This is a genomic window from Tissierellales bacterium (assembly GCA_025210965.1).
Taxonomy (GTDB): Bacteria; Bacillota; Clostridia; order Tissierellales; family JAOAQY01; genus JAOAQY01.
In genome coordinates, this window is record JAOAQY010000084.1 from 1 (window position 1) to 14069 (window position 14069).

Sequence of the window (14069 nt, forward strand, 5' to 3'; positions counted from 1 at the left end):
GACTCTTCTTTCGCATCATTTATAAAACTACAAGTATTTATAACTATATAATCTGCCTCTATAAGATTTGTAGTTACTTTGTAATCTGCATTTTTAGCAATAGACATCATAACCTCTGAGTCTACTGTATTTTTAGAACACCCTAACGTAATAAAACTAATTGCTTTCATCAACAACTTCCTCTCTCTTATGATTTTCTAACCAATACTCTTTAAGATGTTCTACAGCATCTGCTATTGTATCGAATTTAAATTCATGTATAAATGGTCTATCCTCTTCTATAGAATGGATATACAAAGGATCATAATAATCTCTTAACATTACTTCTATCATTTTTTCTTGTTCATCCTTCTCAATATATGAACAAAGTTCATCAACAACCTTATTTCCTAATCGCTTATTTAAGCTTTTAACTGCACCTAATAACAATTCCTGATTTTTTTCATCTCCAATACGCACATAATCATCATAGATGATTTGTACTCTATTAGAAAATTCAGTTTCTATAAGTACTCTAGAAGCCATTTTCAGCTTTTTATAAAAATACTCAGGTTGAACAACTCTTCCAATTCTCTTACTTTCACACTCAACATAATAAGTGGTTTCTCCACCCTTTAATATAGCCTCATACAAATTTGACTCAAACTTTTTCTGTGATATATATGAACCCTTTGCATATACTATACTGCCAAATGCAGATCCACTATTTTGAGCATATCTTTCCAAGTCTAAAATAGGTATGTTTTGTTCTTTAAGACCACAAAGTATTTTAGTCTTCCCTACTCCTGTAAGCCCCTGTAAGCCAAGTAATTCTATTTTTTTAGTAGCCTTAGGCAATTCTCTAAGTACATGCTGTCTATAATTTTTATATCCGCCTTTTAAATAACCTACTTTAAGCCCCATCAAGCTAAGTGTTTTGGCCACAGTTTGACTTCTAAGCCCTCCTCTATAGCAAAAGAATACCACGTTTTTATACTTATCTTTATTTTCCATTACAAAATCAAAGTAATCTAGAAATTTCTTTGATGCTATCTCAAGGCCTTTTCTTTTCGCTACAAATGGATCTACCTGCTTATACAAATATCCTACTTCTTTTCTTTCTTCATTATCTAGTATTGGCATATTTATAGCACCGAGAACTGTATCTTCCTCATATTCTTCCGGACTTCTAACATCCACTAGCAAAAATTCTTTTTTTAATAAAACCTCATCTAAACTATACGTATGCATATTAAATCTCCCATTCTAATTCAAATTAATGAGCTTGTTAACGTCAACTTAACAAGCTCATATCTAATATTATATTTCTTGTTCACTATCTATAAGTACTTTTCGTGGTTTACTTCCTTCATGACCACTTACAGCACCTTTTTCTTCGAGTTGATCCATTATCCTAGCAGCTCTAGCATATCCTACCTTCAATTTTCTTTGCAAAAATGAAATAGAAGTCTGTTCGTGCTCTGATATTATATCAATTGCTTTATCCAACAATTCATCATAATCCTCTCCATCTGTAGAAATAGTTTCTTTATTTATAGCTTCATCTATTTTCTCAGCATAAGGATTCGTATCATCTACCTTTTGATTCTTTAAAAACTCCAAAAGCACATTTAGTTCATTTTCTGCAATAAATGAACCTTGAAGCCTAATAGGCTTTGATTCTCCTACTGGGAAATACAGCATATCTCCTCTTCCTAAGAGTTTTTCTGCTCCTCCGAATCCAAGTATTGTTCTAGAATCTGTTTGAGATGAAACTGCAAAGGCAATCCTTGATGGTATATTAGCTTTTATTGTCCCCGTTATAACATCAACTGATGGTCTTTGAGTAGCTATTATAAGATGTATCCCTGCAGCTCTTGCCATCTGAGCCAGCCTACATATACTATCCTCAACATCTCCAGGTGATACCATCATCAAATCAGCTAATTCATCAATTAGAACAATTATTTGCGGTAATTTCTCGCTCTTCTCCATTTTTTCATTATAGCTTGAAAAATCCCTTACTCCTAAATCAGCAAATTTTTGATATCGCTCAGTCATTTCCTGTACTGCCCAGTTAAGAGCATTTGCGGCTTTTTTTGGATTCGTTACTACAGGAATTAGTAAATGAGGTATTCCATTATAAACATTTAACTCAACAACTTTAGGATCTATCATTATAAACTTAACTTCATCTGGAGATGATTTGTATAATATACTAGCAATCAAGGTATTTATACAAACACTTTTTCCAGAACCTGTTGCCCCTGCTATCAATAAATGTGGCATTTTCTCTAAGTTAACAACAAGCGGTTTTCCTGAAATATCCTTCCCTATAGCAAATGGAATCTTCGTTTCAATTTGATTAAAAGCATCAGTATCCAAAACTTCCCTAAAAACTACTGGTCTTCGGCTCTTATTCGGAACTTCTATTCCCACAGCTGCCTTTCCTGGAATAGGAGCTTCTATTCTAATATCCGTACTAGCAAGTCCTAAAGCAATATTAGCAGAAAGATTTGTTATCTTGCTTATTTTTATACCTGGAGCTATTTCAAGCTCGTATCTAGTTATCGTAGGTCCTATGCTTATCTGATTTACTGTCGTCTCTACTCCAAAGCTCGAAAGTACCTCTTCAAGTTTCTTTGCCTCTTCTAACTTTTCGTTGTTATTTCCGTCTTCTTGATTTTCAACTTTATTCAAAAAATCAACTGAAGGGTACTCGTAATTCGTATAAAGAATATCATCCTTATTAATCTGTTCTAAAATAGATTCTTCTGACTCGTCTGTTTTTGTTTCGGTAGAATTTTCTTTCTTACATTGAGTTTCTGAAACTTTATTAGCATAGTCCATTATTTTAATTTCTTTTTTCTCTAGAATTGGCTTGGATTTAGTTCTTTTTGTATTTTTAAGATTCTTATCTTCTTTTTTCTTTTTCTTATTTTTGTTGATCTGTTTTTCTTTATTAAAAAACGCTTTTAGCTTTGAAAATACTAGTTTATGAGCACCAAGTAAAATAGCTATTATAGCCGCTACTGATAATACTATATAACTTCCAAGTATTCCAAAAAACTTAAGGAGTATATAACCTATAAATGTGCCTACTAGCCCTCCACCAATGCCACTCTCGGCAAGCGCTTTAGCATAAGAAAATCTCTCAAACAAACCCGCTCCATCGTGTAAATAAGGTGTAAGATAAATATCTTGCCAGCTAATTATTACAACCAATATTATATTAAGTGCAATTATTTTTTGATAAACATCTTCAACTTTATTTCGTAATAGGTAAAGCACTCCTACTAGTATCAAAACTAACGGCGCAGTATATGCCCCCATACCAATTAAGTTAAAAAGTAGTTTTCTTATAAATATCAATAATATCCCACCAGAAAGATTGAATACACTTACTAGTGTTAACAAGCCCATTCCTATAAATACAATTGTCCCTATGACATTTTTCAATAAACTAGGTTCTTGCTTGTTCTTTTTAGCACTTGGCTTCGCTTTTTTTTCAAGTTTTTTTTCTAATTTTGAATTTTCCTTTTTCTTACCTGTTTTCTTTATCATAATTACCTCCTTATTTTAGGAGTTTTAATTTTTCTTCCAATTCTACATAAAATGGATTGTCTTTAGCCATATTACTTATACAAGATATATTTATCTTTTCATAATCAAAAACTTTTGGAATTAACTTCTCAATATCTTTTTCTCTAACTGCCTCAATATTTTTCAAAACCTCTTCTTGAGTTTTGATTTTTTTATTTAAAATCTGCCCTCTACCATAGCTGATCATTCTGCTAGAAGTACTCTCTAGGCCTAGTATATAATTCCCCTTTAATTGCTCTTTCGCTGTCACAAATTCCTGGCTTTCAATACCATTCTCTTTAATTATCCTGATTTCATCAAAAATAGTATTTATAACATTTAATGCTTCATTAGGATTCATACCAGCATAAATAGTCATCATTCCAGAGTTTTTATAATTTGTTGGATACGAATAAATAGAGTACACCATACCCATTTCTTCTCTAATTTTTTGAAAAAGTCTTGAACTCATACTTCCACCAACTATGTTGTTTAGAACTAACATAGCATAATAATCTTTGCTCTCTCTTTCAACATTTGGGAAACCTATACAAGTATGGAATTGCTCTATATCTTTTGTTCTAAAAGAATTTTGAAGTCCAGTATATATTTCTTTTCCAACTTCTATTTTCTTGTCACACTTAGTATCCCATTGACCTATACTCTTTTCTAGTAATTCTAATACACTAGTCTCTTCAACATGACCAACTATTACTATTACCAAATTTTTAGGCTTGTAATGGCAATTATAATATCCTAATATGTCTTCTCGTGTCATTTTTTCTATAGATTCAACCGTTCCAAGAATTGGCATAGACAGCGCATGACCTGAATATGCTAATCTAGCTAGTTCATCATGCACAATATCTTCTGGCGAATCCTCGTACATACTAATTTCTTCTAACACGACACCCTTTTCTCTTGTGATATCTCTTTCACTAAAAAGTGGATTTTGAATCATATCACCAATTACATCTATTGCTACATTTATATGCTCATCTAATACTTTGGCATAAAAGCATGTACATTCCTTTGAAGTAAACGCATTTAATTGTCCTCCAATATGATCCATACTAGTAGCTATTTCTTTAGCAGATCTACTTTCAGTGCCTTTAAACAGCATATGTTCTATAAAATGTGCTACACCTTTTTCATTTTCTTGTTCTTGTACAGATCCTGTATTTACCCAGTAGCCTATTGATGCAGATTTAACATGAGAAAGTGGTTCTATTAAAACCTGTACTCCGTTTTTTAAAAAATAATTCTTAATCATGTATAGCCTTCTTTCTTTTTAATTATATAAAAAGGCATAAATCATCGATTTATGCCTTTTACCGAGCTTATTACTCTAAAGTATCCTTTCTCGATAAGTTAATTCTACCTTTTTCATCAATTTTAATGATTTTCACGGTAATTTCATCGCCAACCGAAAGAACATCCTCTACTTTATTAACGCGTTCTTTTGCAATTTTTGAAATATGAACCAATCCTTCTTTGCCTGGCATAAATTCAACAAATGCTCCAAAGTCCATGATTCTAACAACTTTAGCTGTATAAACTTCTCCAACTTCTGGATCTTTTACTATAGCGTTTATTAAGCTAACTGCTTTTTCAGCAGCTGCTGCATCATTTGTCGCTATCATAACTAAACCAGAATTATCTATATCTAATTTAATATTGTCTTGACCACCACAGTCTTCAATCAACTTAGTAATAGTCTTTCCACCAGCTCCGATAACTTCTCTAATCTTATCTGGATCTATATTCATAGTCATGATTCTAGGTGCATACTCTGATAATTCTTCTCTTGGAGTATCAATTACTGCATTCATCTTTCCAAGTATATGAAGTCTTCCAAGTCTAGCCTGTTCTAATGCTTCTCTCAATATAGCCTCATCAATACCATCAATTTTTATATCCATTTGTATAGCTGTGATACCATCTTTAGTTCCAGCTACTTTAAAGTCCATATCACCTAAGTGATCTTCTAAACCTTGGATATCTGATAATATAGCTACATGCTCATTCTCTTTTATAAGACCCATAGCAATACCTGCTACCGAATCTCTAATAGGAACACCAGCATCTAATAATGACAATGTGCTACCACAAATACTTGCTTGTGATGAAGAACCATTTGAACTCAATACTTCAGATACTAATCTTATAGTATATGGAAAATCTTCTTCGCTAGGTAATACTGGAACCAAGGCACGCTCTGCAAGAGCACCGTGACCTATTTCTCTACGACCAGGACCTCTCATAAATCCAGTCTCTCCAACTGAATATGGAGGGAAGTTGTATTGATGCATATATCTTTTGACTTCCATCTCACCCAAACCATCAATAGTCTGAGCATCTCCAGCAGCACCAAGAGTAGTAATTGTAAGTGCTTGAGTTTGACCTCTTGTAAATAAACCTGAACCATGAGTTCTTGGAAGTAATCCTGCTTCACAGCTAATTGGTCTAATTTCATCTAATTTTCTATGATCTGGTCTAACTTTATCAACTGTAATCATAGTTCTAACCACTTCTTTTTCCACATCGTGGAAAGCTATTCCTATTTGTTTTTCCATCTCTGGGTATACTTCTGCAAAATGTTCTTTAACTTCCGATCTTAATGCATCTATTTTATCATTTCGCTCTTGCTTCTCTACAGTAAACAATGCTTCTCTTAACTTCTCTGCCGAATAATCTCTAACAGCATTCATTATTTCATCATCTACTTTGAAAATTTCTGCATCCGCTGTATCTTTTCCAATCTCAGTTGCAATTTCTTCTATAAATGTACAGATGCCTTTGATAGCTTCATGAGCTGTTAAAATGGCTTTTAACATTTCCTCTTCACTAACTTCTTTAGATCCAGCTTCTACCATCATTATAGCTTCTTTAGTTCCGGCTACTGTAAGATCTATTCTAGATAATTTTCTTTGCTCAGCTGTTGGGTTTACAATATACTCGCCATCAACCAAACCTAAGCCAACAGCCGCTGTTGGACCATTCCAAGGAATATCTGAAATTGAAAGTGCTATAGATGAACCAATCATAGCCATGTGTTCTGGCAAATTGTCCTCATCTACTGAAAGTGGTGTTGCAATAACTTGAACGTCATTTCTATATCCCTCTGGGAATAACGGTCTAATTGGTCTATCAATCAGTCTTGCAGTCAAGATAGCTTTCTCACTTGGTCTACCTTCTCTTTTTATAAAACCACCAGGGAATTTACCCGCTGCATACATTTTTTCTTGAAATTCTACACTTAAAGGGAAGAAATCAATGCCCTCTCTTGGTCCCTTTGAAGCATTTACATTTACCATAACTACTGAATCGCCATATTGTACCCAACACGATCCATTAGATTGCTCACAAGTCTGACCAGTAGTAATTTTAAGCGCTCTGCCAGCTAATTCGTATTCAAATGTTTTTTTCATATAATATTAAACCTCCTAATCTATTAGGCTCTGCTAAAGAATAAATTTGATTTAACAAATTCATGCTTTAACAGAGTCTATGTTTCTATATAGGTCATTAAAAGAATAGAGCGGGGAAATCCCGCTCTATTTTGTGAAGGGATGGATCTACCATTTCCCTATTTCGATCCGAATATATCCGAACTATTTTCTCAAGTTCAATCTCTTGATTAATGAACGGTATCTTTCGATATCTCCTTCTTTTAAGTAGTTAAGAAGACCTCTTCTTTTACCTACCATTTTCAAAAGACCTCTTCTTGAATGGAAATCTTTCTTGTGCATTTTCAAGTGATCGTTTAACTCATTAATTCTATAAGTTAATAATGCTACTTGAACCTCTGGAGAACCAGTATCTCCTTCGTGTGTTTTGTACTCGTTGATGATTTCTAATTTCTTTTCTGTTGTAATCATTGTGTTTCCTCCTTTAATATATATAGACCCTATTCCATGACAATCGTCGAGGTGTCGAAAAGCATAGGATAAGGTTCCTAACATTTAGATTCTATCATATTTATCTTTACATTTCAACACTTGATTGATATCATTATCAATCTGGCTTATTAACTCTTCTTTTGAATTGAATTTTTTCTCATTTCTAATAAAATCAAAAAATAAAACTTCAATTTCTTCATTATATAAATTTTCATCAAAATTCATTATATGGGTTTCTATAGAAAACTCACGATCTTCAAACGTCGGATTATACCCTACATTAGTTATTGAATCATAAATTTTTTGATGCCATCTAACCTTTGTATGGTATACTCCCCGTTTGGGTAAGACATATTTTTCAATAGGTTTTATATTTGCAGTTGGAAATCCTAAAGTTCTACCAACTTTAGCTCCTGCCTTAACAGTACCTATTATAGAATACGGTCTACTCAAAAGAACATTAGCTTCTTTTATTTTCCCTTCATGAATCAAGCCTCGTATCCTAGTGCTCGATACTCTTTCTCCGAATTCACAAAATGATTCTTCTATAAATATATCTATATTGTGTTTTTCACCATATTTTTTTAAATATTCTATATCGCCTTCGCCATTTTTGCCAAACCTATAATTAAAGCCTATAAATATAGCTCTAATTTTAAAATAATAAATTAATTCATCTAAAAACGGTTTTGGTCTCAAATTCATAGTGTTTTCATCAAATGTCTTAAGACAAAGATAGTCAACCCCTAAATCTCTTAAACTTTCAGCTTTTTGTCCAACATGTTGTATATAATGAAAATTCCTAGCAGGAGCTATTATTTCCATGGGATGATTTGCAAAGGTATAAACCATACTCTTATAATCCTTTTGATCACAATACTCTATCATATCTTTGATAAGCGCTTGATGACCATGGTGTACCCCATCAAAATTTCCAAAGCAAACCGCTATTTCCTCATGTATTCTCTCATGTTTGCGCAACAATTCCATAATTACTCACCCACTAACAATTTATCCATTTTCAAAAAATACTGCTTTTCTTTATTATGAACACTTCCAAGTCCTAAAAACTCATCTTTACAGTAAATTCGATAGGACACTCCTACTTTTACAGTTTTAGTCATAGATAACTTTCCGCCATTCATAATTAAGCTGTAGTATTCATCGTCGACTATCAATTTAGGATATTCATTAAGCATATCATCTATCGAACGCATCGGCAATTCTTCTTTTTCAATATTCTCAATTTCCTCAAGTGTAAGTGCATCTTTTAAGTAAAAATCACCAGTCTGAGTTCTTATCAAAAAGCTCATATGTCCACTACAATTAAGTTTTTCCGCTATGTCTACACAGAGTGTTCTTATATAAGTTCCTTTCGAACATAACACATCAAACATAACTTTTTGCCCTTCAATCTTTACTATATCTATATCATGAATCGTAATCTTTCTAGACTTTCGCTCTATCTCTTTTCCTTCTCGTGCTAACTCATAAAGTTTCTTTCCATTTACTTTTAATGCTGAATACATAGGAGGTACTTGATCTATTTCACCCACAAAAGACAATACTGCTTCACGTATTTCTTCCTCATTTGGAATATACTCTGAGCGCTTCAATATCTCTCCATAAGCATCCTGAGTATCTGTGCTATAACCTAAATTCAATTCGGCTCTATAAGCTTTTCTTTCATTTAATAAAAACTGACTAACCTTAGTAGCCTTTCCTATACATATTGGAAGAACTCCTGTTGCATATGGATCTAAAGTTCCAGTATGCCCTACTTTCTTTATTCCCAATTGTCTTCTAACAAAATACACTATATCATGGGAACTCATTCCAGCAGGTTTCAATACATTTAGTACACCCGCTATTTTCATAATACAATCTCCTTCATTATAGCATCTATAACCATTTGCTTGTCTGTCGTTTCGAACGTACAACCAGCAGCTCTAACATGTCCGCCACCATTGTGTGCTTCACAAAATTTGGATACATCTACACTGTTTTTAGATCTAAACGAACATTTGATTCTGCCATCAGCTTCATGCACCTTTATCAAGCAAGCTACTTCAACACCTCTTATATTTCGTGCAAATTCAACTATTCCATCCGAATCGTTCATCTCTGTTTTTGTCTCATCAAGCATATTTTGATCTACATAAGTAATCGCTATTTGTCTATCTTTGTAAAATGACATTTGATTTACACTTTTTATAAACAATTGCATTTTATCAAAACTTTTATTTTGATAAAGAAATACATTTATAGCTCCTACGTCAATACCATAATCTATAAGCTCAGACGCTAATGCATGAGTATACGATGTTGTATTGCTGTATTTGAAACTTCCTGTATCAGTTGATATTCCAGTATATAGCGCTTCTGCACATTCTTTAGTAATTTTAAATTCAATAGTTTTTAATAATGTGAAAACTAATTCGGCTGTAGAACTTGCATTAGGCTTTACTATATTAATATCCCCAAACTTAGTATTCGTTTGATGATGATCAATATTTATTACAATCTTAGCATGTTCTTTTATATTCTTATACGCACCCAATCTGTCTAAATCTCCACAATCTACAACTATTGCTATATCATAACTAGATCCAATCTCTGCTATGTAATCATCTGTTCCAGATAAAAACATCAAATGCTCTGGGATCTCATCTGTTTTTATCCACTTTACCTCGGCATGACAATTAGCCATGAGCGCGTGGCCCATGGCTAATACTGACCCTACATTATCTCCATCAGGACTAATGTGTGAAAGAATTGCTATTGTTTTTGCCTCAGATAAAAGTTTTTTTACTTTTTGGGCTAAATCAAAATCAATCTTCATCGGGATCATTCTTTCCTCCTAAAACTTCATCAATTTTTTTGGCCATGTAAATACCATTTTCGATTGATGTGTCCAATTCAAATGTCAATGCTGGTACATGGTGAATTTTCATATTTTGACTAATATATTTTCTGATAAAGCCTTTAGACTTTTCCAAAGCTTCTATTGAATCTCTTCGCTCGCCTTCTTGACCTAAAACAGAAACATATACTTTTGCATACTTCAAATCTCCAGAGACCTCTACTGATGTAATACTTGTAAGTGTAGAAAGCTGAGCGTTTTTAATTTGCCCTTTGAAAATCAACTCACTAATCAATTTCCTAATTTGCTCGCCTACGCGCATTGCTCTATTTTGTCCCATTTTATCACCTACTCTATCTCTCGACTTCTTCCATGATATAGGCTTCTATTACATCTCCATCTTTGATGTCGTTGTAATTTTCAATTCCTATACCACCTTCAAAGCCTGTTAAAAGTTCTTTTACATCATCTTTAAATCTTCTTAACGATGCTACTTCACCTTCATGAATTACTATATTATCTCTTAATAGTCTAAGACTAGATTTTCTTGTAACCTTACCTTGTTGAACATATACCCCTGCAACAACTCCAATATTTGGAACTTTAAATGTTGCACGAACTTCAGCACGACCAAGAGTTACCTCTTTAAATTCAGGCTTAAGCATACCTTTTATAGCAGCTTCTATATCTTCAATCGCTTTGTATATAATTCTATATGTTCTAACATCTACATGTTCTCTACTAGCTGCGTCAAGTGCAGTATTAGTAGGTCTTACGTTAAAACCAATAACAATTGCATTTGAAGCAGATGCAAGCATTATATCTCCTTCAGTAATGGCACCAACACCACCATGAATTGGATTAACTTTTACCTCTTCATTACTTAATTTTACAAGAGACTGTTTAACAGCTTCAATAGAACCCTTAACATCAGCCTTGATGATTACATTAAGATCTTTAATTTCACCCTCTTTAATTTGGTTGAAAAGATCCTCTAATGTAACAGCTTTATTTACTTGTAATCTTTCAGCTCTTTCTGAATCTCTTCTCTTTTGAGCAATTTCTCTAGCAATTTTGTCACTGCTTACTGCATAAAGTTGATCTCCAGCATTAGGAACTTCAGACAATCCCAATATTGCTACTGGTATAGATGGTCCTGCTTTTTTAACTTTTTTACCCTTGTCATCAATCATGGCTCTAACTTTACCACTTGCTGTTCCTGCTACGACAGCATCTCCAACCTTAAGAGTTCCTTTTTTAACAAGAACAGTAGCTACACTACCTTTTCCCTTATCCAATTCACCCTCTACGATTATACCTACTGCTTTACGATCTGGATTTGCTTTAAGTTCTTGCATTTCAGCTACAAGAAGTACCATATCTAATAACTCATCTAATCCTTCTCTAGTATGCGCTGAAACTGGAATCATAATTACATCTCCACCCCAGCTCTCTGGTACTAAACCATGCTCAGTCATTTCTTGCATTACACGGTCAGGATTCGCACCCTCTTTATCCATTTTATTTATAGCAACAATAATTGGAACGTCTGCTGCTTTAGCATGGTTAATGGCCTCTACAGTTTGTGGCATTACTCCATCGTCAGCTGCTACAACCAATATAGCTATATCAGTTACTTGAGCACCTCTAGCACGCATTGATGTAAAAGCCTCATGACCAGGTGTATCTAAAAATACTATTTTTTCACCTTTAACTCTAATAGTCGATGCACCTATATGCTGTGTAATTCCACCAGCTTCACCTTTAGTAACGCTTGTTTGACGAACAGCATCTAATAACGATGTTTTACCATGGTCAACGTGTCCCATAACTGTAACAATAGGTGGTCTTGGCATTAAATCCTCTTCAGCATCTTCAAAGTCTAAACCATCTGTTTCATCTTCTACTGTTGTTTCTTTCAATCTAACAGCTTTACCATTATCTTCTGCAATCAATGACATCGTATCAAAATCAATTTCTTGATTGATAGTTGCCATTATACCTAATCCTATCAATGCTGTAATAACTTGTGCTGCTTTAAGATCTAATAATTCTGCAAAATCTCCTACAGTCATACTAGCTTCAACTTCTATAGCATTAGGATCCACTTCTACTTGAACTTCTTCAATTATTTCTTCAACTTCTTCAACTTGAGTTGGTACCTTATTTTCATTTTGATCTACCACTGTATTTACTTCATCTCCTAACAATTCCAGTAACAATGCGCACTCGTCTTCTTCTAAAGTACTCATATGGCTACTAACTTTAATATCGAGTTCGGTTAATTTTTCCATTAATTCTTTGCTGCTTATGTTTAGTTCGTTCGCTAATTGATAGATTCTTTTCTTTGGCATGTCTAACCACCTCCATAAATTTTAGGTGATTTTTCTATAACTATTCATAATCGCATCAGCAAAATCTGAATCATTTACTGAGACAACAGCAACTAGCTCTTTGCCAACTGCTTTTCCTAATTCTTCCTTTTCACCTATAACTATCAGTTCTACGTCATAATAATTGCATTTGTCTTTAAACTTTTTCTGTGTATTTTCACTTGCATCTTCTGAACATATAACTAGATACGAACTTCCTTTTTTCACGCTCTCTAATGCAGCGAAATCACCAGTTCTAATTAAATTTGCTCGTCGTCCTATTCCCAATAAAGAATATATCTTTTGAATTCCGTTATTCTTCATACTTCTTAATTTCCTCCAATAGAGCTTCATATATCTCATTTGAAACTTTTTCCTTAAAAGCACGGCTTAGCAAATCTTTTTTATATGCTTTTTCAAAGCATTCAGAATTTGGGCACAAATATGCACCTTTTCCATTTGCTTTTCCTGTAGTATCTAAGCTTATTTCGCCTTCCTTATTTCGTACAACGCGAATCAACTCTTTTTTTGTCTTTCTAACGTCGCAACCTACGCACTTTCTCAAAGGGATTTTTTTAGCCATTTCACTGCCTCCATTAAATCTCTTCTATTGGTTCTTCAGTTGTTTCTATAACTTCTTCCGCTACTTCAACTTCTTCTGCATCAGCATCTAACTGTTCAACAGGTGCTTTTTCAAGCTCTGCCTCACTAGCTTCATATTGGCTTTCACTTTTTATGTCTATTTTCCATCCTGTCAATTTAGCTGCTAATCTAGCGTTTTGACCTTCCTTACCAATTGCTAATGACAATTGATAATCTGGAACTACTACCAATGCAGATTTATTTTCTTCATCTACATTAACAGATATTACTTGTGCAGGACTTAAACTATTAGAAATAAATACTTTAACATCTTCACTCCAAGTAACTATATCTATTTTTTCGCCCTTCAATTCATCTACAATAGCTTTTACTCTTGTACCTTTGTGTCCAACACATGAACCCACTGGATCAACTTCAACATCATTTGTAAATACAGCTATTTTAGTACGTGAACCTGCTTCTCTAGAAATATTAAATATTTCAACTACTCCATCATGTATTTCAGGCACTTCTAATTCAAACAATCTCTTTACCAAACCTGGATGTGTTCTAGATAATAAAACCTGCGGTCCTTTAGTTGTCTTTTTAACTTCTAGCAAATAAAGTTTAACACGGTCACCTTGTTTAAAGTATTCTCCTGGAATCTGCTCACTAGGAAGTATAATACCTTCTGTTTTTCCTAAGTCAATTAAAACATTGTTTTTATTAACTCTTTGAACTATTCCTGTAATTATATCAGACTCACGACTATTGTATTCTTCAAATATC

Annotated in this window: 13 protein-coding genes; all 13 read right to left on the bottom strand. The window is 33.5% G+C overall.

The genetic code is table 11. The annotated features are described in order from the left end of the window. Positions 1 to 156 precede the first annotated feature (156 nt). Positions 157 to 1230 carry a tRNA 2-selenouridine(34) synthase MnmH gene (gene mnmH / locus N4A40_06150; protein MCT4661429.1) on the bottom strand — a complete coding sequence of 358 codons (1074 nt, stop codon included), beginning with the start codon at positions 1228 to 1230 and terminating at the stop codon, positions 157 to 159. A 69-nt stretch (positions 1231 to 1299) separates the two neighbouring features. After that, the gene (locus N4A40_06155) at positions 1300 to 3543 is read right to left on the bottom strand and encodes a DNA translocase FtsK (GenBank protein MCT4661430.1); all 2244 of its coding nucleotides are present in this window, start codon (positions 3541 to 3543) and stop codon (positions 1300 to 1302) included. A gap of 10 nt (positions 3544 to 3553) precedes the next feature. Further along, the gene (locus tag N4A40_06160) at positions 3554 to 4834 is read right to left on the bottom strand and encodes an insulinase family protein (GenBank protein MCT4661431.1); all 1281 of its coding nucleotides are present in this window, start codon (positions 4832 to 4834) and stop codon (positions 3554 to 3556) included. Positions 4835 to 4904: 70 nt separating this feature from the next. Further along, a complete protein-coding gene (locus N4A40_06165; GenBank protein ID MCT4661432.1) occupies positions 4905 to 6992 on the bottom strand; it encodes a polyribonucleotide nucleotidyltransferase in 2088 nt (695 codons plus the stop codon). A gap of 183 nt (positions 6993 to 7175) precedes the next feature. Then, a complete protein-coding gene (gene rpsO, locus N4A40_06170) occupies positions 7176 to 7442 on the bottom strand; it encodes a 30S ribosomal protein S15 (protein ID MCT4661433.1) in 267 nt (88 codons plus the stop codon). A gap of 84 nt (positions 7443 to 7526) precedes the next feature. Beyond that, positions 7527 to 8453: a bifunctional riboflavin kinase/FAD synthetase gene (locus tag N4A40_06175; protein ID MCT4661434.1), complete on the bottom strand. Its 927-nt coding sequence runs from the start codon at positions 8451 to 8453 to the stop codon at positions 7527 to 7529. Positions 8454 to 8455: 2 nt separating this feature from the next. Continuing rightward, entirely contained in the window at positions 8456 to 9340 is an 885-nt protein-coding gene (gene truB / locus N4A40_06180; GenBank protein MCT4661435.1) for a tRNA pseudouridine(55) synthase TruB, read from the bottom strand. Next, positions 9337 to 10314, bottom strand: coding sequence for a bifunctional oligoribonuclease/PAP phosphatase NrnA (locus tag N4A40_06185; GenBank protein ID MCT4661436.1), 978 nt, complete (start codon positions 10312 to 10314; stop codon positions 9337 to 9339). Before N4A40_06185 ends, truB begins: the two co-directional genes overlap by 4 nt. Continuing rightward, positions 10295 to 10666 carry a 30S ribosome-binding factor RbfA gene (gene rbfA / locus N4A40_06190; protein MCT4661437.1) on the bottom strand — a complete coding sequence of 124 codons (372 nt, stop codon included), beginning with the start codon at positions 10664 to 10666 and terminating at the stop codon, positions 10295 to 10297. Before rbfA ends, N4A40_06185 begins: the two co-directional genes overlap by 20 nt. Positions 10667 to 10679: 13 nt before the next feature. Next, entirely contained in the window at positions 10680 to 12680 is a 2001-nt protein-coding gene (gene infB, locus N4A40_06195) for a translation initiation factor IF-2 (protein MCT4661438.1), read from the bottom strand. A gap of 21 nt (positions 12681 to 12701) precedes the next feature. Beyond that, on the bottom strand, positions 12702 to 13022 hold the full coding sequence (locus tag N4A40_06200) for a ribosomal L7Ae/L30e/S12e/Gadd45 family protein (GenBank protein MCT4661439.1): 321 nt from the start codon (positions 13020 to 13022) through the stop codon (positions 12702 to 12704). After that, positions 13012 to 13281, bottom strand: coding sequence for a YlxR family protein (locus N4A40_06205; protein MCT4661440.1), 270 nt, complete (start codon positions 13279 to 13281; stop codon positions 13012 to 13014). The genes N4A40_06200 and N4A40_06205 overlap by 11 nt, the downstream gene beginning before the upstream one ends. A 13-nt stretch (positions 13282 to 13294) precedes the next feature. Then, positions 13295 to 14069, bottom strand: a 775-nt coding sequence (gene nusA, locus N4A40_06210) for a transcription termination factor NusA (protein ID MCT4661441.1), incomplete at its 5' end; no start/stop codon positions are given.

Bases quoted from the DNA above. Each gene is read 5' to 3' on its own strand.
- N4A40_06185 (MCT4661436.1), bottom strand. From the start codon at position 10,314: ATGATCCCGATGAAGATTGATTTTGATTTAGCCCAAAAAGTAAAAAAA.
- rbfA (MCT4661437.1), bottom strand. From the start codon at position 10,666: ATGGGACAAAATAGAGCAATGCGCGTAGGCGAGCAAATTAGGAAATTG.
- N4A40_06200 (MCT4661439.1), bottom strand. From the start codon at position 13,022: ATGAAGAATAACGGAATTCAAAAGATATATTCTTTATTGGGAATAGGA.
- N4A40_06160 (MCT4661431.1), bottom strand. From the start codon at position 4,834: ATGATTAAGAATTATTTTTTAAAAAACGGAGTACAGGTTTTAATAGAA.
- N4A40_06155 (MCT4661430.1), bottom strand. From the start codon at position 3,543: ATGATAAAGAAAACAGGTAAGAAAAAGGAAAATTCAAAATTAGAAAAA.
- N4A40_06205 (MCT4661440.1), bottom strand. From the start codon at position 13,281: ATGGCTAAAAAAATCCCTTTGAGAAAGTGCGTAGGTTGCGACGTTAGA.
- mnmH (MCT4661429.1), bottom strand. From the start codon at position 1,230: ATGCATACGTATAGTTTAGATGAGGTTTTATTAAAAAAAGAATTTTTG.
- truB (MCT4661435.1), bottom strand. From the start codon at position 9,340: ATGAAAATAGCGGGTGTACTAAATGTATTGAAACCTGCTGGAATGAGT.
- infB (MCT4661438.1), bottom strand. From the start codon at position 12,680: ATGCCAAAGAAAAGAATCTATCAATTAGCGAACGAACTAAACATAAGC.
- rpsO (MCT4661433.1), bottom strand. From the start codon at position 7,442: ATGATTACAACAGAAAAGAAATTAGAAATCATCAACGAGTACAAAACA.
- N4A40_06175 (MCT4661434.1), bottom strand. From the start codon at position 8,453: ATGGAATTGTTGCGCAAACATGAGAGAATACATGAGGAAATAGCGGTT.
- N4A40_06165 (MCT4661432.1), bottom strand. From the start codon at position 6,992: ATGAAAAAAACATTTGAATACGAATTAGCTGGCAGAGCGCTTAAAATT.